At 54.7% G+C, this 25,025-nt stretch carries 1 protein-coding gene (only partly in view); it reads left to right on the plus strand.

Features of this window, described 5'->3' with window-relative positions:
- Positions 1-25,025, plus strand: partial view of a BspA family leucine-rich repeat surface protein gene (locus L0P88_RS00350; RefSeq protein WP_247132665.1) — the 5' portion only. Its footprint extends 4,795 nt past the window's final position; only the first 25,025 of its 29,820 coding nucleotides appear in the window; it begins with the start codon at positions 1-3; its stop codon lies beyond the right edge, outside the window.

The following is a 25,025-nucleotide window of genomic DNA, read 5'->3' on the forward strand; positions in this document are numbered from 1 at the left end:
ATGAGAACAAACTACCCAACGGGCCCAAAGGGGTCCGTGCTTCCCTTTTTTATATGTCTATGGATGACTACGGGCCTCTTTGCCCAAAGTGAATTCATCACGACTTGGGATACCACCAAACCCGGCACGACCGGCAACAACTCCATCCACATCCCCGCCAGGGGGATGTACGATGTGGACCTGGGCAATGACGGCACCTATGAACTGAAGGACCAGGAAGGGGCAACCGAGATAGATGTCACCCTCTTTAACTATCCCGCCGGGGAGATACAGGTGGCCCTGCGCAATGCGGTCTCATCACCGAGCGATAACCTGACCAGGATATATTTCAACAATACGAATGATCGGCAAAAGCTACTTTCCGTGGATCGATGGGGCAGCAGCATAGCCTGGAGCACTATGGAGGGGGCATTTCACGGCTGTTCCAATCTGGAGGTCAAAGCGTACGATACCCCTGATCTTAGCAGTGTGGGTGATATGTCCAAGATGTTCATGGGATGCAGTTCACTTAAGGGGAGTAGAAGTTTCGACACCTGGGATGTGAGCAACGTGAGCAATATGCGATGGATGTTTTCCGATGCAAGCGCCTTTAACGGGAACATCAGTTCCTGGAACACGACCAAGGTGGAGAATATGTTCGATATGTTCCGGAACGCGGGTTCCTTTAACGGGGCGATCGGTTCGTGGAAAACGGGCAGTGTGACCGACATGGAAAGGATGTTTTTTAATGCAAGCGCTTTTGACCAGAACCTGGGTGGGTGGAATCTGGCGCAGTTGACCAATGGTACCGATATGCTCTACAACTGTGGGCTCTCCATAGAGAACTGGGACAACACGCTCAAGGGTTGGTACGGGCAGGATTTTAAGAATACCACCCCCATCGGGGCCTCCGGACTGATCTACTGCACCGCCGCTCCCGAGCGTGCCGCACTGACCCTCAGTATTACCGGCGATAGCAGGGCAAATACCCTGCCAACGGCGCGGTGCCAGGAGGCGGCAATCCGACTGGACGCCAACGGCACGATGACCCTGGATCCCTCCCTGGTGGAAAACGGCAGCGATAGCTGCGGGATTTCCTCGCTGAGCGTTTCCCCGAACAGTTTTACGACCGCCAACCTCGGGGAGAACACGGTCACCCTTACCGTGACCGATTTCAATAGCAATACGGACACCTGCCGGACCACGGTAAACGTGTTGCCCTATGCCCTCACTATGTTCGTCACCACCTGGGATACCACCAAGGCCGGCACATCCAAAGGGAACTCCATTACCATCCCCGCCAGGGGGACCTATGATGTGGACCTGGGCAATGATGGCACCTATGAACTGGTGGACCAGACCGGTGAAATTACCGTGAATGTCACCGAGCATAACTATGCCGTTGGGGAGATAAAGGTGGCCCTGATCAATGCTACCTCCGGAAAAGGGACCCTGACCGGGATATATTTTAACAATACGGGTGACCGTCGAAAGCTACTCTCCGTGGACCAATGGGGCAGCAATATGGCCTGGAGCACCATGGAGGATGCATTCAACGGCTGTAGCAATCTGGATGTTAAGGCGACCGATGTTCCCGACCTGGCCAAGGTGACCGATATGACCGGGATGTTCCGGGGGTGTTCGTCACTTAAGGGGACGGCGGGCTTCTCCAATTGGAACACAAGCAGCGTGACCGAGATGGACTACACCTTTATGGACGCAAGCAACTTTGACCGGGACATCGGTTCCTGGAACGTGGCCAAGGTGACCACTATGCAGGCCATGTTTTATGGCGCAGATGCCTTTGACCGGGACATCGGTTCCTGGAACGTGGTCGAGGTGACCACTATGCAGGCCATGTTTTTTGGCGCAGGTGCCTTTGACCGGGACATCGGTCTGTGGAATGTGGCCAAGCTGGCCAATGGTACCGATATGCTCAAATACAGTGGGCTATCGGTTGCCAACTGGGACGCCACGCTCAAAGGTTGGCACAAGCAGGACCTTACCAACACGGCCACCATCGGCGCCTCCGGACTGGTCTATTGCGGGGCCGTTGCCGAACGTGCCGCGCTGACCCTGGACATCACCGGCGACAGAGCGGAAATCCCCCTACCGAAGGCACAGTGCAAAACGGCGACGATCCAACTGGATGCCAATGGTACGGCCACCCTGGATACCTCCCTTCTGGACGATGGCAGCGAAGGCTGTGGGATCTCCATAAGTGCGTCCCAGAACAGTTTCACGACCGCCGACGTCGGGGCGAACACGGTCACCCTTACCGTGACCGATGGCAATGGGAACACGGACAGCTGCCAGGCCAAGGTGATCGTAAGGAAGGACGGGGACGATCCCGAAAGCCTGTTCATCACCACCTGGGACACGACCAAATCCGGTTCGTCCGACAGCAACTCCATCCGCATCCAAGCCAGGGGAACTTATGATGTGGACCTGGGCAATGATGGCAGCTTTGAATTGTTCGATCAGAGCGGAACCATCGAGATAGATGTTACCGTCTATAATTATACCGCCGGAGAGATACAAGTGGCCCTTCGCAGTGCCATCTCCGGGGCCGGAACCCTTGGTGGGATATTTTTTGTCAATAAACACGACAAGCTGAAAATACTTTCCGTGGACCAATGGGGAACCGATACATCGTGGAGCGGTTCCATTTATGGTGCATTTTGGGGCTGTGCCAATTTGGATGTTGTGGCGACCGATGCCCCCGACGTAAGCCAGGTGACCAGTATGGAAGGTATGTTTGGCGAGTGTACCTCACTTAAGGGGAATGCAAGTTTTGACTCCTGGGACGTGAGCAACGTGCGGAGTATGCGATGGGTGTTCTTGAACGCAACTTCTTTTAACGCGTACATCGGTTCCTGGAATGTGGCCAAGGTCACCAATTTTGGTTCGATGTTTGAGGGTGCAACAACCTTTAACCAGGATATTGGTTCCTGGAACACCAGCAGCGCCAACGGTATGACAGAAATGTTCAAAGGCGCGACCTCCTTTAATCAAAACCTGGGCAATTGGTACCTGGGTGAACTTTACGATGCGTACTCAGGTCCAGGTCCACATCAAAATGGTACCGGTATGCTTGACAACAGTGGACTTTCCGGTTCAAACTGGGATGCCACGATTATCGGTTGGTACGTTCAGAACTTTACCAACACACCTACCATAGGTGCCGAAGGACTGTTCTACTGCAACGCTGGACCATACCGTGACGCGATGAGCTTCATTTTTGTTGGCGACAAAGAGAAAGTTGGTGGGCCTGTTGCCCAGTGCAAGCAGAAGGTAACGCTTCATTTGAATGCCAGTGGAACAGCGACGTTAACACCCGATCTTGTGGACAATGGGTCCTATGATACCTGTGGTATAAAGTCGCTAAGCGTGTCCCAGAGCAGCTTCTCGACCAATGACCTTGGGGAAAACACGGTCACCTTAATTGCGTTTAACAATCGTACTTGGGGATCTTCCTGCACCACAACGGTAAATGTGGAGCCTCGCGCAAGCGTATTTATGACCACCTGGGATACGTCCAAAACTGGCACTGGCACATCCGACGCGAACTCCATCACCATCCCCGCTTTGGGGACCTACGATGTGGATTTAGGCAATGATGGCAGCTTTGAATTGTTCGATCGGAGCGGAACCATCGAGATAGATGTTACCGACTATAATTATACCGCTGGACAGATACAAGTGGCCCTTCGCAATGCGGTCTCCGGAACGTTGACCGGGATACGTTTCAGCACTACGGCCGATCGTCAGAAGTTGCTCTCCGTGGATCAATGGGGCAGCAGCATCGCCTGGAGCACCATGGAGGATGCATTTAGCGGCTGTAGCAATCTGGACGTTAAGGCGACCGATGTTCCCGACCTGGGCAAGGTGACCGATATGACCCGGATGTTTCGAGGGTGTACCTCCCTTAAGGGAACTGCGAGCTTCTCCAATTGGAACACCAGCGGTGTGACCGATATGGACTATATGTTTATGAACGCAAGCATGTTTGACCAGGACATCGGTTCCTGGAACGTAGCCAAGGTGACCACTATGCAAAGCATGTTTTCTGGCGCAAGCGCCTTTGACCAGAACCTTGGGAACTGGGACCTGGGACAGTTGACCGATGGCGACGTTATGCTAAAGAACAGTGGACTTTCTGTGGACAACTGGGATGCCACACTGATCGGTTGGCACAAGCAGGACCTTACCAACACGGCCAATATCGGTGCCCAGGGACTGGTTTATTGTAAGGCCGTAACAGAGCGTGCCGCGCTGACCCTCACCATCAGTGGCGATAGCAAGGCAACCATCCTGCCGATGGCGCAGTGCCGGGAGGCGACAATCCAACTGAACTTCAACGGCACCACTGCCCTGGATGCCTCCCTGGTGGACAACGGCAGCGATGACTGTGGAACCTCCCTGAGTGTGTCCCCGAGCGGTTTCACCACCAACGATATCGGCACGAACACGGTCACCCTTACCGTGAAGGACACCACCAGCGGGGAGACGGGCACCTGCCAGGCCACGGTGACCGCATTGGCCTATCCCACAACCGCATTTGTCACCACCTGGAACACGGCCAAGACCAATACCCACTCATCCAGGAGCAACGAGATCACCATCCCCGCCACGGGGACCTACGATGTGGACCTGGGCGCTGATGGCAGCTATGAACTGACGGACCAGACCGATGAAATTACCGTGGATGTCACCGACTATACCGATTCCGACGGTAACAACTATGCGGCAGGAGAGATACAGGTGGCCCTTCGCAATGCCATCTCCGGAAAGGGGGACCTGACCAGGATACATTTCGACAATGGGGGTGACCGGGAGAAGCTGCTCTCCGTGGACCAATGGGGCAGCAGTATCCCTTGGAGCACCATGGAGGATGCATTTTACGGCTGTAGCAATATGGACGTTAAGGCGACCGATGCCCCCGACCTAAGCAACGTGACCAGTATGGAATACATGTTTACCGGCACGGCACTCAAGGAAGGGACGGGCTTCTCCACCTGGAACACGGCCAACGTGACCAATATGAGAAATATGTTCAGTGGTGCGAGTGCCTTTAACCAGGATATCGGTTCCTGGGACACCAGCAATGTTACCGATATGATCGGCATGCTTTTAGGCACCACCGCTTTTGACCATAACCTGGGCGCATGGGACCTGGGAAAGTTGACCAATGGTATCGCCATGCTCAACAACAGTGGGCTCTCCGTGGAGAACTGGGACAACACGCTGATCGGTTGGCACGGCCAGGACTTCACCAATACCCCCACCATTAACGCTTTGGGGTTGACCTACTGCAGGGCCTACAAAGAGCGGGCCGCGCTGACCCTTGACATTTCCGGTGACCTCCTGTCGGATGCCGATCCGGAGGCGGCGTGCAAGGCGGCGGTGACACTCCGACTGGGCCCCGACGGTACGGCCACCCTGGACCCCTATCGTGTGGACGACGGTAGCACGGGTTGTGCAGGCATCTCGCTAGGCTTGTCCAAGAGCGAATTCTCCACTGGCGATATCGGCGAGCACACGGTGACCCTGACGGTCACCGATGGCAACGACAAGACGGTCACCGATGGCGACAACAAGACGGACGAATGCCAGACCACGGTGACCGTGGAGCATCCTCCCACGGACCTGTTCATCACCACCTGGGACACGGCCAGACCCGGTTCCGATGCGAACTTCGTCCGTATCCCCGCCACGGGGACCTACGATGTGGATCTCGGCAACGATGGCAGCTATGAACTGCTGGAGCGGACCGGGGCCATCGAGATAGATGTCACCTACCATGACTATCCCGCTGGGAAGATACAGGTGGCCCTTCGCAATGCCATCTCCGGCAACGGGAACCTGACCAGGATACATTTTAACGGTACGGGCGACCGAAAGAAGCTGCTCTCCGTGGACCAATGGGGCAGCAGTATCCCCTGGAGCACCATGGAAAACGCCTTTTGGGGCTGTACCAATATGGACGTTTTGGCAACCGATGCCCCCGACCTGGGCAAGGTGGCCACTATGGAGCAGATGTTCCGCCTGTGTACATCACTTACGGGGACGGCGGGCCTCCCCACATGGAACACCGCCAGCGTGACCGATATGGACAACATGTTCATGAACGCGACCGCCTTTAACGGGAACATCGGTTCCTGGAACGTGGCCAAGGTGACCACCATGCAAAACATGTTTGCAGGTGCAAGCACCTTTGACCGGGACATCGGTTCCTGGAACGTGGCCGGCGTGACCAATATGTTGGGGATGTTCGCCGGGGCAGTGGCCTTTAACCAGGACATCGGTTCCTGGAACACAAGCAGCGTGTCCGATATGGGCTACATGTTCGCTGTCGCAAGCGCCTTTGACCAGGATCTGGGTTCCTGGGACACAAGCGGGGTGACCAATATGGGCGACATGTTCCGGGACGCCAGCGCCTTCAACGGGAACATCGGTCCCTGGAATACAAGCAAGGTGACCGATATGGGCCAGATGTTCAATGGCGCAACGGCCTTTGACCAGAGCCTGGGGGGCTGGGACCTGGAGCAGTTGACCAATGGTACCGATATGCTCGATAACAGTGGGCTCTCCCAGGACAGCTGGGACGCCACGATCAAGGGTTGGCATAGTAAGGAATTTACCAACACCGTCACTATTGGCGCGGATGGCCTGATCTACTGCAAAGCCTATGCCGAGCGTGCCGAACTGACCCTTGACATTGTCGATGACCGCGCGGAAACCACCCCTCCGGATGCACGTTGCAAATCAGCGACAATCCAACTGGATCCTACCGGCACGGCCACCCTGACGGCCGATCTTGTGGATGATGGTTCCAGCGATGCCTGTGGGATTTCTTTGAGTATATCCAAGGACAGCTTCACTACGGACGATATTGGTGCGAACACGGTCACCCTTACAGTAACCGACTCCAATGGAAACAAGGATACCTGCCCGGCCACCGTCACCATAGAGGAGAAATCCACAAACCCTTTTGTTACCACCTGGGATACGACCAAATCCGGCACCTCCAATGGGAATTCCATCCAAATCCCCGCCATAGGGACCTATGATGTGGACCTTGGTAATGACGGTACCTATGAACTGCGGGATAAGACCGGAACCATTGAGATAAATATCACCGAATATAACTATACCGCCGGCGAAATACAGGTGGCCCTCCGCAATGCCCTCACCGGAAACCTCACCGGAATACGGTTCAACAATACGGGCGACAAGCAGAAGCTGCTCTCCGTGGACCAATGGGGAGACGGTATCCCCTGGAGCGCCATGGGAGGGGCATTCCATGGCTGTACCCAACTGGAAATAGAGGCCACCGATGTTCCCGACATGAGTGGTGTGACCAATATGGTTTCAATGTTCAACGGGTGCAACTCACTCACCGGGAGGACGGGCTTCGCCAACTGGAACACGGGCAATGTGACCCATATGGGCTACATGTTCTCTGGGGCAAGCAATTTCAATGGAGATATCGGTTCTTGGAACACGGCCAAGGTGACCACTATGGAACGGATGTTCTCCGGCGCAAGCACTTTTAACGGTGATATCGGTTCATGGAATGTCGCCAAAGTGACCTCTATGGATCGGATGTTCTTCAGGGCAAGCACCTTTGACCAAGATTTGGATTGGAACACGGGCAACGTAACCGATATGGGCCTCATGTTTCAGAAAGCAAGTGCCTTTAACGGGGACATCCGTTCCTGGAACACGGCCGGCGTAACCGATATGGCCAATATGTTTGTCGATGCAACCGCCTTTGACCAGAACATCGGTTCCTGGAGCACGGGCAAGGTGGTTAATATGGCCGGCATGTTTTGGAGGGCAAGTGCCTTTAACCAGGACATCGGCTCCTGGAATGTGGGTAACGTGACCAGTATGCGCGCGATGTTTCGGGGGGCAAGTGCCTTTGACCAAAACATTGGTAACTGGAACACAAGTGAAGTTACCGATATGACCGGCATGCTGGCGGACGTAACTGCCTTTGACCAAAACCTTGGCGCATGGAACCTTGGGAAGTTGACCAATGGCATGGATATGCTGGACGGCAGTGGGCTCTCCATGGACAATTGGGACGCCACCCTAATGGGTTGGCACGGCCAGGACTTTACCAACACCCCTACCGTTGGCGCTGAAGGGTTGGTTTACTGTAGAGCCGCTATAGAGCGTGCCGATTTGATACAAAATAGCCTCAAAATCTCCGATGACACCCTGTCAAATATCCAACCGAAAGCGGAGTGCAAGGATGTGCAAGTCCGACCGGACATCAACGGCGTGACCTATCTGGATCCTTCCCTTGTGGACAACGGTAGCGATGGCTGCGGGATTTCACTGGAACTGTCCCATACCAGCTTTACTGAAGTCGATGTTGAAAAAACGGTGACCCTTACAGTGACGGATATCAGCGGCACCGAGGACAGCTGCACGGCCACGGTGAAAATTGTAGAACTTGATACAGACCTGTTTCTGACCACCTGGGACACGACCAAACCCGGCACCTCCAGTCGGAACTCCATCACCATCCCCGCCATGGGGACCTATGATGTGGATCTGGGCAATGACGGTAGCTACGAACTGCGGGGCCAGACCGGAACCACAGAAATCGATGTCACCACTTATAATTATCCTGCCGGGGAAATACGGGTGGCCCTTAGCAATGCCGAATCCGGAAACCTGACCAGGATATGGTTCAACAATACGGGCGACAGGCGGAAGCTGCTCTCTGTGGACCAATGGGGCAACGAAATGGCCTGGAGCACCATGGAGGGTGCATTCCATGGCTGTTCCAATCTGGAGATCAAGGCAATCGATGCTCCTGACCTGGGCAGTGTGACCAATATGGGCGAGATGTTTGCCGGGTGCATTGCACTTACAGGGACAACGGGCCTTTCCACCTGGAACACGGCCAAGGTGACCAACATGTCAGGGATGTTTGCCAGCGCGATCGCCTTTAAGGGGGACATCAGTTCCTGGAACACAAGCAGCGTGTCCAATATGGGCCATATGTTTGCTGTCGCAACCGCCTTTGATCAAAACATCGGTTCCTGGGACACCGGCGGGGTGACCGATATGACCGGCATGTTTCTAAGTGCAAATACATTTAACCAGGACATCGGTTCCTGGAACGTGGCCAAGGTGGAAAATATGGACTTTATGTTCCAGGGCGCAACCGCCTTTGACCAAAACATCGGTTCATGGGAGACGGGCAACGTGGCCAACATGTCAGGAATGTTCCGGCAAGCAACCGCATTTGATCAAAACATTGGTTCATGGAATATGGCCAGCGCAACCAATATGGGATCCATGTTCCGGGAGGCAAGGGCCTTCAACCAAAACATCGGTTCCTGGAATGTGGCCAGCGTAACCAATATGGGCCATATGTTTTTTCTTGCAACGGCTTTTGACCAAAACGTTGGTTCCTGGAATGTGGCCAAGGTCACCACAATGCAAACCATGTTTTCTGGGGCAACGGCCTTTGACCAAAACATTGGTTCCTGGAATGTGGCCAGAGTGGAAAATATGGGATCGCTATTCCAGGACGCAACCGCCTTTAACCAGGATATCGGTTCCTGGAATGTCGGCAATGTAACTACTATGGGCTCCATGTTCAAGGGCGCAACCGCTTTTAACCAAAGCATTGGTTCCTGGAATGTGGGCAATGTGACCAATATGGTCTCCATGCTCGATGGCGCGAGCGCCTTTGACCAGAATCTGGGGGCTTGGAACCTGGGGAAACTAAGCCTTGGCGGCTCCATGCTCAACGGTACTGCACTCTCTGTGGACAATTGGGACAACACCCTCATCGGTTGGTATGGGAAGAACCTTACCAACACCCCCACCATCGGGGCCTCCGGCCTGACCTACTGCAAGGCTTACGAAGAGCGTGCCGCGCTCACCCTCAAAATTACCGGCGACAGCCCGGAGGACACCGATCCAACGCCCCGGTGCAAGTCGCTAGTGACGCTCACACTGGGTACCAACGGCACGGCCACCCTGGATCCCGCCCTTGTGGACAACGGTTCCAGCGATACCTGCGCAAGCGTCTCGCTGAGCATTTCCCCGAACAATTTCACGACCTCCAATACCGGCGTAAATACGGTGACCCTTACGGTGACCGACGGCAATGGGAACTCGGATACCTGCCAGGCCACGGTAAACGTATGGGAGGAAGATCCCACAAGCGTATTTGTCACCACCTGGAACACGACCTATTTTGGCAGGTCCGACGATAACTCCATCACCATCCCTGCCACGGGGACCTACGATGTGGACCTCGGCAACGATGGCTCCTTTGAATTGGTGGACCAAACCGACATCACCGAGATAAATGTCACCACCTATAATTATCCTGCCGGGGAGATACAGGTGGCCCTCCGGAATGCCATCTCTGGGAACGGGACCCTGGAAAGGATAAGCTTTTGGACATACGCCTATGCGGCCGATAGGGATAAACTGCTCTCCGTGGACCAGTGGGGCAGCAGTATCTCCTGGAGCACTATGAGGTCTGCATTTGACGGCTGTAGCAATCTGGACGTTAAAGCGACCGACACGCCCAACCTGGGTAGCGTGATCGGTATGTCCAGTATGTTTTCCGGGTGTACCTCACTTAAGGGGAATACGAGCTTCTCCAACTGGAACACCAGCAAAGTGACGAATATGCGCAATATGTTCAGTGGTGCAAGCGCCTTTGACCAGGACATCAGTTCCTGGAACACCGGCAACGTGGCCAGTATGGCCAATATGTTCAAAGGGGCAACCACCTTTGACCGGGACATCGGTTCCTGGGACACAGGCCAGGTGGAATCCATGAGCGGCATGTTTTACGGGGCAACCGCCTTTAACCAGGACATTGGTTCCTGGAACACCTCCAAGGTATATTATATGACCAACATGTTCAATGGCGCAACCGCCTTTGACCAGGACCTGGGCAATTTGAGCCTGAAAAAGCTGGCCTATGGCGCCCATATGCTGGACAATACAGCGCTTTCCGTTGACAACTGGGACGCTACACTGATCGGTTGGCACAATCAGGACCTAAGCAAGATCAATACTGTAAACATCGGTGCCCTGGGACTGGTCTATTGCCATGCCTATAGACAGCGCCAAGAGTTGGAGTTGGAGTTTGATTTCAACTTTATCGGCGACAGCCCAAAGGTTTCCCGGCCGGTGGCATATTGCAAGACGGCCTCAGTCCAACTGGGTACCAATGGCACGGTCACCCTGGAACCATTACTTGTGGATAACGGTTCCTACACTTTCTGTGGGGTCGAGTCCTTGTCCTATTCCGTGTCCCCAAACATCTTTTCCACCAACCATCTTGGCCCAAACACCGTGACCCTTACCGTGAAATCCGCCTCCGGCCATACGGACACCTGCCGGACCACGGTAAATGTAATGTATCATGATCCCAAAAGCGTATTTGTCACCACCTGGGACACCACCAAAACCAGCAACGGCTCGTCCGAGAGCAACGAAATCGCAATCCCCGCCATTGGGACCTACCATGTGGACCTTGGCAATAACGGGTTTTATGAACTGACGAACAAGACCGGGACCATAACCGTGGATGTCACCAAATATTTCAACCATACTACCGGTAATAAATTTACCGCCGGGGAGATCCAGGTGGCCCTTCTTAATACCGCTTCCGAGAACAAGAAACTGGAGGGGATACAGTTCAACAATACAGGCGACAAGCATAAGCTACTCTCCGTGGACCAATGGGGAAGTAGTATTGCGTGGACCTCCATGGAGAAAGCATTTCACGGCTGTACCAACCTGGAGGTCAAGGCCACGGATGCCCCGGATCTTAGCAAGGTGACCAGTATGGAAAGCATGTTCCGCGGGTGTTCCTCATTTATGGGGAATGCGAACCTCTCCAAGGTGACCCTCTCCAACTGGGACACCGGCAACGTGACCGATATGAGCTACATGTTCGCTGGCTGTAGCGCGTTTACTGGAACAGCAACGGACTTTTCCAACTGGGACACCCGTAAGGTGACCAATATGACTGGCATGTTCAATGGCGCAACCGTCTTTGACCGGGACATCGGTTCCTGGGATGTGGGCAAGGTGACCACTATGACGTGGATGTTTGAGGATGCAACTTCCTTTAATCAGGACATCGATTCCTGGAATACAGAAAGCGTATCTGACATGACCGGCATGTTTTCCATCGCAAGCGGCTTTAACCAGGACATCGGTTCCTGGAATGTGGGCAACGTGACCAACATGACCAACATGTTCAATTACGCAACCGCCTTTGATCAGCACCTGGGGGATTGGAACCTGGGGGCCCTGGTCACAAGCATGCGTATGCTGGATGGTAGTGGGCTCTCGATTGCCAACTGGGACGCGACGCTCAAAGGCTGGCACAAACAGGACTTTACCAACACGCCCACCATCGGTGCCGATGGCCTGGTCTACTGCACCGCCTATGCCGAGCGTGCTGCGCTGCCTTTCAACTTTGTCGGGGACAGCCCGGAAATCCTGCCAAATGCCGAGTGCCATCCATCGCTGACATTGCAACTGGACCTGGACGCCAGCGCCACGGCCACCCTTACGACCGACCTTGTGGACAATGGTTCGAGCAAGACTACCTGTGGACCCGTTTCGCTGAGCCTGTCCCAGAGCAACTTTACCACCGCCGATCTCGGCACAAAAACGGTGACCCTTACCGCAACGGACCCCAATGGGAATACGGACACCTGTACCACCACAGTGACCGTGGAGAGTTATGCTGTCTCCACCTTCGTAACCACCTGGGACACGACCAAGACCAATGTCCACTCATCCGCGAGCAACTCCATCACCATCCCCGCCACGGGGACCTACGATGTGGACGTGGGCAATGATGGTATCTATGACCTGTTCGATCAGACCGATGAAACTACCGTGAATGTCACCAACTATAGCGATCCCGACGGCAACAACTACGTGGCAGGGGAGATACAGGTGGCCCTTCGCAACCACTCCAGTACCGAAAAACTGACCAGGATACATTTCAACAATGTGGGTGACCGGGAGAAGCTGCTCTCCGTGGACCAATGGGGCAGCAGTATCCCCTGGAGCACCATGGAGGATGCATTTTACGGCTGTAGCAATCTGGAAGTTACGGCAACCGATGCCCCCGACCTGAGCAACGTGACCAGTATGTACTGGATGTTTACCGGATGCACGAAACTCAAGGGAGAGACGAGCTTCTCCACCTGGAACACCAGCAATGTGACCGATATGACCAGCATGTTTAGTGGTTTGACCGCCTTTAACGGGGACATTGGTTCCTGGAACACCGGCAACGTCACCACTATGGTCGGCATGCTTTTGGGCACAACCGCCTTTGACCAGAACTTGGGCAAATGGGACTTGGGGGCATTGAGCAGTGACAGTTTCGGTGGTGGTTTCGCCATGCTCAACCACAGTGGGCTCTCCGTGGACAACTGGGACAACACGTTGATCGGTTGGCACGGGCAGAACTTCACCAACACGCCCACTATTAACGCTTTAGGGCTGGTCTACTGTAAGGCCTATGCCGAGCGTGACGCCCTGACCCTCAACATTTCCGGTGACCTCGTGTCAGATGCCGATCCGGAGGCGGTATGCAAGGAAGCGGTGACGCTCCGATTGGGCCCCGACGGTACGGCCACCCTGGCCCCCGCTCTTGTAGACGACGGTAGCGTGGGTTGCGGAGGCACCTCGCTGAGCTTATCGAAGAACAGCTTTACCACTTCCGATATTGATGATAAGCACACAGTGATCCTGACGGTCACCGGTGGCAACGGCAAGACGAACTCCTGCACGGCCACGGTAACCGTGGAGGATGCCGCAAGCGTATTTGTGACCACCTGGGACACGACCAAATCCGGTATATCCGACGGGAACTCCCTCAACATTCCTTTGTCAGGGACCTACGATGTGGATCTGGGCAATGACGGCAGCTATGAACTGCTGGACCAGGGCGGGACCCTTAGCGTGGATATCACCGAACATAACTATACCGCCGGGGAAATACAGGTGGCCCTCCGCAATGCTACCTCCGGTTCCGGGGACCTGACCGGGATACGTTTCGCCCTAAATCAGACGAATGACAAGCTGAAGCTGCTCTCGGTGGACCAATGGGGCAGCAGCATAGCCTGGGGCTCCATGAACAATGCATTTGCCCAATGTTCCAATCTGGACGTGCTGGCAACCGATTTTCCCGACCTGAGCAATGTGACCAACATGGGCTACATGTTTTTCGGGTGTACCGCACTCAAGGGAACAACAACGAACAACTTCTCTGGTTGGAACACAAGCAATGTGACCAATATGGGATCCCTATTTTCGGGTGCAAGCAACTTTAACCAGGACATCGGTTCCTGGAACACCAAGAACGTGACCCATATGGGCGACATGTTTCGGAATGCCACCGTCTTTGACCAGGACCTCGGTTCTTGGAATACCAGCAGGGTCACCAATATGGGTGGCATGTTCAATGGTGCAACAACCTTTAATCAGGACCTCGCTTCCTGGGATACCGGCAATGTGACCAATATGTTTTACATGTTCTCCAGTGCAAGTGCTTTTAACGGGAACATCAATTCCTGGAACACCAACAAAGTGACCAGTATGGCCAACATGTTCAATGGCGCAAGCGCCTTTAATCAAAACATTGGTTCCTGGGACACGGGCGAGGTACTCAATATGGAAGACATGTTTGCCAGGGCGAGTGCCTTTAACGGAAACATCGGGTCCTGGAACACGGCCAGGGTGAAAAATATGTCCGATATGTTCCGGAGCGCGAGTTCCTTTAACGGCGCAATTGGTTCGTGGAATGTGGGCAACGTGACCAACATGCAAAGGATGTTTTTTAATGCAAGCGTCTTTGACCAGAATTTGGGTGGCTGGTATGTGGAGCAGTTGGCCAATGGAACCGATATGCTCTACAACTGTGGGCTCTCCATGGAGAGCTGGGACAACACGCTGATCGGTTGGAAGAATCAGGACTTCACCAACACGGTCACCATTGGCGCCTCCGGACTGACCTACTGCACCGCCGGCACCCAGCGTGCTGCGCTGACCCTCAACATAACCGGCGATAGCGCGGGAACTCCCCTGCCACTAGCCCTGTGCCAGGAAGTGGTCGTGCTCCAACTGGACACCAACGGTACGGCCACCCTGACGACCGACCTTGTGTACGACGATCCTGGTGATGCCTGCGGGATTGCCTCACTGAGCCTGTCCCAAAGCAGTTTCACCATCTCCCACCTGGGTGCGAACACGATTACCCTAACGGTGGCCGAGGGCAACGGCGACACGGCCACCTGTCAGACCACGGTGAATGTAATGGCGGATGATCCCGCAAGCGTATTTGTGACCACCTGGGACACCACCAAATCTGGCTCCTCCAAAAGTAACTCCATCACCATCCCCGCCACGGGGAACTACGATGTGGACCTGGGCAATGATGGCTCCTTTGAATTGGTGAACCAGGAAGGGACAACCGAAATCAATGTTACCACCCATAATTATCCCACAGGGGAGATAAAGGTGGCCCTCCGCAATGCCGCCTCCGGTTCCGGGAACCTGACCGGGATACGTTTCGCCCTAAATCAGACGGACGACAAACTGAAGCTGCTCTCGGTGGACCAATGGGGCGGCAGCATCGCCTGGAGCACTATGGAGGAGGCATTTCTCCAATGTTCCAATCTGGATGTGCTGGCAAGCGATGTTCCCGACCTGAGCAATGTAACCAATATGAGCTGGATGTTCGCCGAATGTACCTCACTTAAAGGAACGGCGACGAACAACTTCTCCGGTTGGAATACCGGCAATGTGACCGATATGGAGGGCATGTTTTCCGGTGCAAGCACCTTTAACCGCGACATCGGTTCCTGGGACACCAGTAGTGTGACCAATATGAAAAACATGTTTTCTGACGCAAGTGCTTTCAATACAGACATTGGTTCCTGGAATGTTTCCAGCGTGACCTATATGGACTTCATGTTCCGGAACGCAAGCGCATTTGACCAGGACATTGGTTCCTGGGACACCAGCAGTGTGAGCAGTATGTGGGGCATGTTCTATGGCGCCACGGTCTTTGACCAGGACATCGGTTCGTGGAACACGGCCAGCGTGACCCGTATGGACGGCATGTTTTATGAGGCAATCAACTTTGACCAGGACATCAGTTCCTGGAACACAGAAAGCGTGATCAATATGCGCTACATGTTCCACTCCGCAAGCACCTTTAACCGGGACATCGGTTCCTGGAACACCAGCGAGGTGACCGATATGGGCAACATGTTTTATGATGCAAGTGCCTTTGATCGGGACCTGGGGAATTGGGATATGGCAAAGGTGACCAATGGCACTGGTATGCTTGACAACAGTGGGCTCTCGGTTGCCAACTGGGATGCCACGCTGATCGGTTGGTACGGCCAGAGGCAGGGCTTTACCAACGATGTGACCATCGGGGCTTCCGGCCTGGGTTACTGTACCGCCACTACCGAACGTGCCGCGCTGATAGATGAAGGCTTTAACATTACCGGTGATGGTGTGGAAACCGTTCCCCCGGAGGCCCTGTGCCAGCAAGTGGTCGTGCTCCAACTGGACACCAACGGTACGGCCACCCTGACGACCAACGATGTAGACAACGGTTCCAGCGATGCTTGTACGAAGGAGGACGTCACACTAAGTGTTTCCCAGAAAAATTTCACCACCGCCAACCTTGGCGCAAACGTGATCACCCTTACGGTGACCGATGGCAACAACAACACAAACACCTGTCAGGCCACGGTGAACGTATGGGCGGACGATCCCGCAAGCGTATTCGTGACCACCTGGAACACCACCAAATCCGGCACGACCAATAGCAACTCCGTCCGTATCCCCGCTGTGGGGACCTATGATGTGGACCTGGGCGCTGACGGCAGCTATGAACTGACGAACAAAAACGGGACTATCGATATAAATGTCACCGACCATAACTATGCTGCAGGTCAGATACAGGTGGCTCTCCGCAATACCTCCGGTTCCGGGGGCCTGACCGGGATACGGTTCAACAATGGAGGTGACAGGCGGAAATTACTCTCGGTGGACCAATGGGGCAGCGATATCCACTGGAGCACCATGGAGGACGCATTTCATGGCTGTATATATTTGGAGATCAAGGCCACTGATGCCCCCGACCTGTCCGGGGTGACCAATATGTCCAAGATGTTCAAATACTGTAGTAGATTCCTCACGGGGACAACAGGCCTCCCCGGTTGGAATGTGTCCACCGTGACCAATATGTCCGGTATGTTTTACATTGCAAGGGCCTTTAACGGGGACATCGGTTCCTGGGATGTGGGTAATGTGACCAATATGAGTGAGATGTTTACCGGTTGTGAGTCGTTCGAGGGGACAACGGGCCTGTCCAATTGGAACGTGTCCGGCGTGACCGATATGAGCTACATGTTTTCCGCAGCAACCCTCTTTAATGCAGACATCGGTTCGTGGAACACTGGCAACGTGACCGATATGAGCTGGATGTTCCGGTTTGCCGCTGCCTTTGACCAGGACCTGGATTCCTGGAATGTGGCCAAGGTGACCACTATGGTCAACATGTTCCGGGCCATGGACACCTTTGATCAGGATCTGGGTTCCTGGGACACCGGCAGCGTGACTGATATGTCCGGCATGTTTGCCTACACAAAAGCCTTTAACGGGGACATCAGTTCCTGGAATACAAGCAGTGTGAACAATATGAGCGGCATGTTCCTGAATGCATACGCCTTTAACCGGGACATTGGTTCGTGGAACACCGGCAACGTGACCAATATGACCTGGATGTTTGGTACACTACCAAATGATACAAATAGCACAAGTACATTTAACCAGAACATCGGTTCCTGGAACACCAGCGGTGTGACCGATATAAGCTACATGTTTAGTGGCGCAGGCACTTTTGACCAGGACCTGGGCACATGGGACATGGGGCAGGTGACCAATGGCACCGATATGCTCAAAAACAGTGGGCTCTCGGTTGCCAATTGGGACGCCACGATTATTGGTTGGGAAGATCAGGACTTTACCAACGATGTGACCATCGGGGCTTCCGGCCTGACCTACTGTTCCGCCGCTACCGAACGTGCTGCACTGATATCTGAAGGCTTTAACATTACCGGTGACAGCCTGTCAAATTTCGATCCGGAAGCTGCATGCAAGGAGGAGGTGACGCTCCGATTGGGCTCCGACGGTACAGCCACCCTGGATGCTTCCCTTTTGGACGACGGTTCCTGGGATACCTGCGGGGACCTGGACTTCAAAGTATCCGATGGTAGTGGAGGTACTGTTGATAAGAGAACCTTTACCACCTCCCACCTTGGCCCGAACCCGGTCACCCTGACGGTGACCGACCCCGATTTGAATACAGATGAGTGCGGGGCCACGGTAATCGTGGAGCATCCCGCAAGCGTATTTGTGACCACCTGGGACACGACCAACGGCACCTCCATCACCATTCCGGCCACGGGGACCTATGATGTGGACCTGGGCAATGATGGAACCTATGACCTGTTCGACCAGCAAGGGACCCTGACCGTGGATATCACTAACCATACTGCCGACAAGATACAAGTGGCCCTCCGTAATGCTGTATCTGGGAATGGTGACCTGACCGGGATACAGTTTAATAATACAGGCGACCGACAGAAACTGCTTTCCGTGGACCAATGGGGCAGCAGCATAGCCTGGACCAACATGGAGGGCGCATTTTACGGCTGTAGCAAAATGGATGTCAGGGCAACCGATGCCCCCGACCTGAGCAATGTGACCCATATGGGCTACATGTTTTTCATGTGCTACTCACTTCGGGGAACGGCAAGCTTCTCCAATTGGAACACCAGTAATGTGACCAATATGACCGCCATGTTTCAAGCGGCCGAATCCTTCGACCAGGACATTGGCAGCTGGAACGTAAGCAAAGTTACGAACATGAACTTCATGTTTGCGGATGCTGAATCCTTTAACAAGGGCATTGACGGTTGGGACGTAAGCAGTGTCAAAAACATGACCGAAATGTTTTCTAACGCATGGCGCTTTGATCAGGACATTGGTAGCTGGAACACCAGCGGCGTGACCGATATGGGCAAGATGTTCTACCTTGCCGAATACTTCAATCAGGACATCAACGGTTGGGATGTGAGCAATGTTAGAAATATGGAAGGGATGTTCTACCATGCTCAGGATTTCGACCAGGACATTAGCGGCTGGAGCACCGGCAGCGTGACTGATATGGAATCCATGTTCAATAACGCATACGACTTTAACCAGGACATTAGTTCCTGGGACACGAGCGAGGTGCAAAATATGCGTAATATGTTCATTGGCGCAAGGGTCTTTAACAGGGACATCGGTGATTGGAACACCAGCAAGGTGACCGATATGGGCAAGATGTTCTATGGTGCAAGGGCCTTTAACGGGGACATCGGTTCCTGGAACACCAGTGGCGTGACCGATATGAACTATATGTTCTCCCTTGCCGAATACTTCAATCAGGACATCAGCGGTTGGAACACCGGCAACGTGACCAATATGCTTTCCATATTCAATGGTGCAACTGCTTTTGACCAAAACTTGGGGGATTGGGGTATGGCAAAGGTGACCGATGGCGCCAATATGCTGGACGACAGCGGCCTCTCGGTGGCCAACTGGGACGCCACCCTCAAGGGTTGGCACGGCCAAAACCTTACTAACACACCCGATATAGGCGCTCTCGACCTGGTTTACTGCACCGCCGGTACCGAGCGTGCCGCGCTGACCCTCAACATTGTCGGCGACAAAGCGGGAACTCCCCTGCCACTAGCCCTGTGCCAGCAAGTGGTCGTGCTCCAACTGGACACCAACGATGCGGCTACCCTGACGCCAGACCTTGTGTACAACGGCCCTGACAATACCTGTGGGATTGCCTCACTGGGCCTGTCCCAAAGCAGTTTCACCACCTCGCACCTGGGTGCGAACACGGTCACCCTAACCATGATCGATGGCCACAACAACACAAGCACCTGCGAGACGACCGTGAACGTATGGGCGGACGATCCCGCAAGCGTATTCGTGACCACCTGGGACACGACCAATGATGGTCAGTCCAACAATAACTTCATCACCATCCCCGCCATTGGGACCTACGATGTGGACCTGGGCGCTGATGGCGATTATGAACTGACGAACCAGACCGTGTCCGGGTCCCTGCTCGTGGATGTCACCACCCATAACTATGCCGCCGGGGAGATACAGGTGGCCCTCCGCAATACCTCCGGTTCCGGGGGCCTGACCAGGATATGGTTCAACAATGAGGGGGACAAGAAGAAGCTGCTCTCGGTGGACCAATGGGGCAGCAGTATCTCCTGGAGCACCATGGAAAAGGCATTTTGGAACTGTAGCAATATGGACGTTCTGGCAACCGACGCCCCCGACCTGAGTAATGTGACCAATATGGGCTATATGTTTGCCGAATGTACCTCACTTAAGGGAATAGCAACGAACAATTTCTCCGATTGGAATACGAGCAGTGTGACCCATATGAAGGGCATGTTTGCCCTCGCCGCAACTTTCGACCAGGACATTGGTTCCTGGAACACCGACAGTGTGGAGAATATGTTCGAGATGTTCTATGATGCAAGTGCCTTTAACGGGGACATCGGTTCCTGGAACACCAGCGGCGTGACCGATATGGGCAAGATGTTCCACTTTGCCGTAACCTTCAATCAGGACATCAGCGGTTGGGATGTGAGCAATGTTAGCAATATGGAAGGGATGTTCTACCATGCTCAGGATTTCGACCAGGACATTAGCGGCTGGAACACCGGCAGCGTGACCAATATGAAATCCATGTTCCAGAACGCATACGACTTTAACCGGGACATCGGTCCCTGGGACACGAGCGAGGTGCAAAATATGCGTAATATGTTCATTGGCGCAAGTGCCTTTAACGGGGACATCGGTTCGTGGGACACCGGCAAGGTGACCGATATGGGCTATATGTTCTATGGTGCAAGTGTCTTTAACGGGGCCATCGGTTCCTGGAACACCAGCAACGTGACCAATATGGACTCCATGTTTGGTATATCAAGTAGTGCAACTGGCTCAAGTACATTTAACCAGGACCTCGGTTCCTGGGACACCGGCAGTGTGGAGAATATGGCCGACATGTTCAATGGTGCAAGTGCCTTTGACCAGGACATCAGTTCATGGGACACGGGCGAGGTGCAAAATATGGCTAATATGTTCACAGGTGCAAGTGCCTTTAACCGGGACATCGGCGGTTGGAACACCAGTAAGGTGACCAATATGAGCGAGATGTTCAAGAATGCAAGCGCCTTTGACCAGAACTTAAAGGATTGGTACATGGGGGCATTGACCACTGGTGCCAATATGCTGGACAACAGCGGGCTATCCGTGGATAACTGGGACGCTACGCTGATTGGTTGGCACAGTAAGGACTTTACCAACACACCCGATATAGGCGCACTTAACCTGATCCACTGCAGGGCCGCTATTGAGCGTGCAGATTTGATACAAAATAGCCTCAAAATTACCGGAGACAGCAAGGCAGCGACCCAGACAAAGGCAGATTGCAAGGCAGCAACACTAGAACTGGGTACCGATGGTACGGCCACCCTGACTATCGAAGATGTGGACAACGGCAGTGATGGTTGCGGAATCTCCTTGAGCCTGTCCGAAACCAGCTTTGATGCCACCGACCTTGGTGGCAACACGGTGACCCTTACCGTGACCGATCCCGACAGCACCAGTAAGACCTGTACGGCTACGGTGACCATTGAGGACAACATGGCTCCCACACCCTCCTGTAAGGACATTACCGTGCAATTGGACACTTCGGGCAGCACAACGATTACTACATCGGACATCGACAACGGCTCCTCCGATAACAGTGGTACCACCGTATCGCTATCCTTGGACAAGACGACTTTCGGCTGTTCAGATGTGGGGGACAACACAGTGACCCTGACCGTAACGGATGGCAGCAGCAACTCGGATAGTTGCACGGCCACCGTAACCGCGGAGGATAAAACGGCCCCTACGCCAAGTTGCCAGGACATTACCGTACAACTGGACGCTTTGGGAAGTGCGACTATTGTGGCGGCGGACGTGGACAACGGTTCCAGTGATACCTGTGGTAGCGTCACCCTAGCGGTATCCGAAACCAACTTTGGCACTTCCGACCTTGGGAACAACACGGTCACCCTTACCGTGACCGACCCCGGGGGCAACTCCGACAGCTGTACCGCCACCGTAACGGTGGAGGACAAGACCGCCCCCACCCCAAGTTGCCAGGACATTACCGTACAACTGAGCGCCTCGGGCAATGCAACGATCGCCACATCGGACATCGACAACGGCTCCTCCGACAACAGTGGCACCACCGTATCGCTATCCTTGGACACCACCACCTTTGGTTGTTCCGATCTGGGGGACAACACGGTGACCCTTACGGTAACGGACACCAGCAACAATTCGGACAGCTGTACGGCCACGGTGACGGTGGAGGACAAAACGGCCCCCTCACCAAGTTGCCGGGACATCAGTGTACAACTGGGCGCCTCGGGCAGCGCAACGATCACAACATCGGACATCGACAATGGTTCCAGCGATACCTGCGGGAGCATTACCCTGGCCTTGTCCACGACCAGCTTCGGCGCCACCAACCTTGGGGACAACACGGTGACCCTGACGGTAACGGACGGCAGCAGCAACTCGGACAGCTGTACGGCCACGGTGACCGTGGGGGACAGCACGCTCCCCACCCCAGGTTGCCAGGACATCAGCGTACAACTTAGCGCCTCGGGCAGCGCAACGATCGCCACCTCGGACATCGACAACGGCTCCTCCGACAACAGCGGTACCGCCGTTACCCTTTCCCTCTCCAAGACCAGCTTTGGCTGTTCCAATCTGGGGGACAACACGGTGACCCTTACCGTAACGGACGCCAGCAACAACTCGGACAGCTGTACGGCCACCGTGACCGTTGAGGATAAAACGGCCCCCACGCCAAGTTGCCGGGACATCAGCGTACAACTGGGGGCCTCGGGCAGCGCAACGATCACCACCTCGGACATCGACAACGGTTCCAGCGATACCTGTGGAAGCGTCACCCTGGGGTTGTCCAAGACCAGCTTTGGTGCCAACGACCTTGGGGACAACACGGTGACCCTCACGGTAACGGATGGCAGTAGCAACTCGGACACCTGTACCGCCACGGTGACCGTGGAGGACAAAACGGTCCCTACCCCAAATTGCAAGGACATCAGCGTACAACTTAGTGCCGCGGGCAGCGCAACGATCACAACATCGGACATCGACAACGGCTCCTCCGACAACAGCGGTACCGCCGTTACCCTTTCCCTCTCCGGGACCAGCTTTGGCTGTTCCAATCTGGGGGACAACACGGTAACGCTTACTGTAACGGACGGCAGCAACAACTCGGACAGCTGTACCGCCACAGTGACCGTGGAGGACAAAACGGCCCCCACAACAGGTTGCCAGGACCTTACTGTGGAACTGAACGCCTCGGGCAGTGCAACGATAGCCACATCGGACATCAACAACGGTTCCAGCGATGCCTGCGGGAGTGTCACCCTGGCCTTGTCCAAGACCGGCTTTGCCGCCAACGATCTTGGGGACAACACCGTGACCTTGACAGTGACCGATCCCAGCGGCAACTCGAACAGTTGTACCGCCATAGTGACCGTGGAGGACAACACGGTCCCCACCCCAAGTTGCCGGGACATCATCATACAACTGGGCACTTCGGGCAGCGCAACGATTGCCACCTCGGACATCGACAGCGGTTCCTCGGACAACAGTGGCACCGCTGTATCGCTATCCCTTGACAGAACAAGTTTTGGCTGTTCCGATTTGGGGGACAACACGGTAACGCTTACTGTAACGGACGCCAGCAACAACTCGGACAGCTGTACCGCTGTGGTGACCGTGGAGGACAAAACGGCCCCCGCACCAAGTTGCCAGGATATCAGCGTACAACTGGGCGCCTCGGGCAGCGCAACGATCGCCACATCGGATATCGACAACGGTTCCAGCGATGCCTGCGGTAGCGTTACCCTGGCATTGTCCAAGACCAGCTTTAGCGCCAACGACCTTGGGGACAACACGGTGACCCTGACGGTGACCGACCCCAGCAACAACTCGGACACCTGTACCGCTATGGTGACGGTTGGGGACAGCACACTCCCCACACCAAGTTGCAAGGACACCAGCGTACAACTTGGCGCCACGGGCAGCGCAACGATCGCCACATCGGATATCGACAACGGTTCCTCCGACAACAGTGGCGCCGCCGTTACCCTTTCCCTGGACACCACCAGCTTTGGCTGTTCCGATTTGGGGGACAACACCGTGACACTTACCGTAACGGACGCCAGCAGCAACTCGGACAGCTGTACCGCCACAGTGACCGTGGAGGATAAAACGGCCCCCGCACCAAGTTGCCGGGACATTACCGTGGAACTGGATGCCTCGGGCAGCGCAACGATCACAACATCGGACATCGGCAACGGCTCCTCCGACAACTGCGGGAGCGTCTCCCTGGCATTGTCCAAAACCGGCTTTGATGCCAACGACCTTGGGGACAACACGGTAACCTTGACGGTGACCGACCCCAGCAGCAACTCGGACAACTGTACCGCTGTGGTGACCGTGGAGGACAGGACCGCACCTATACCAAGTTGCCGGGACATTACCGTACAACTTAGTGCGGCGGGCAGCGCAACAATCGCTGTGGCGGACGTGGACAACGGCTCCTCCGACAACAGCGGCACCGCCGTTACCCTTTCCCTGGACACCACCAGCTTTGGCTGTTCCGATGTGGGCGACAGCACGGTGACCCTTACGGTAACGGATGGTAGCGGTAACTCGGACAGTTGCACCGCCACCGTGACCGTGGAGGACAAGACCGTCCCTACGCCAAGTTGCCAGGACATTACCGTACAACTGGATGCCTCGGGCAGCACAACGATTGCAGCGGC

Origin of the sequence: Muricauda sp. SCSIO 64092 (genome assembly GCF_023016285.1) — a bacterium.
GTDB lineage: Bacteria > Bacteroidota > Bacteroidia > Flavobacteriales > Flavobacteriaceae > Croceivirga.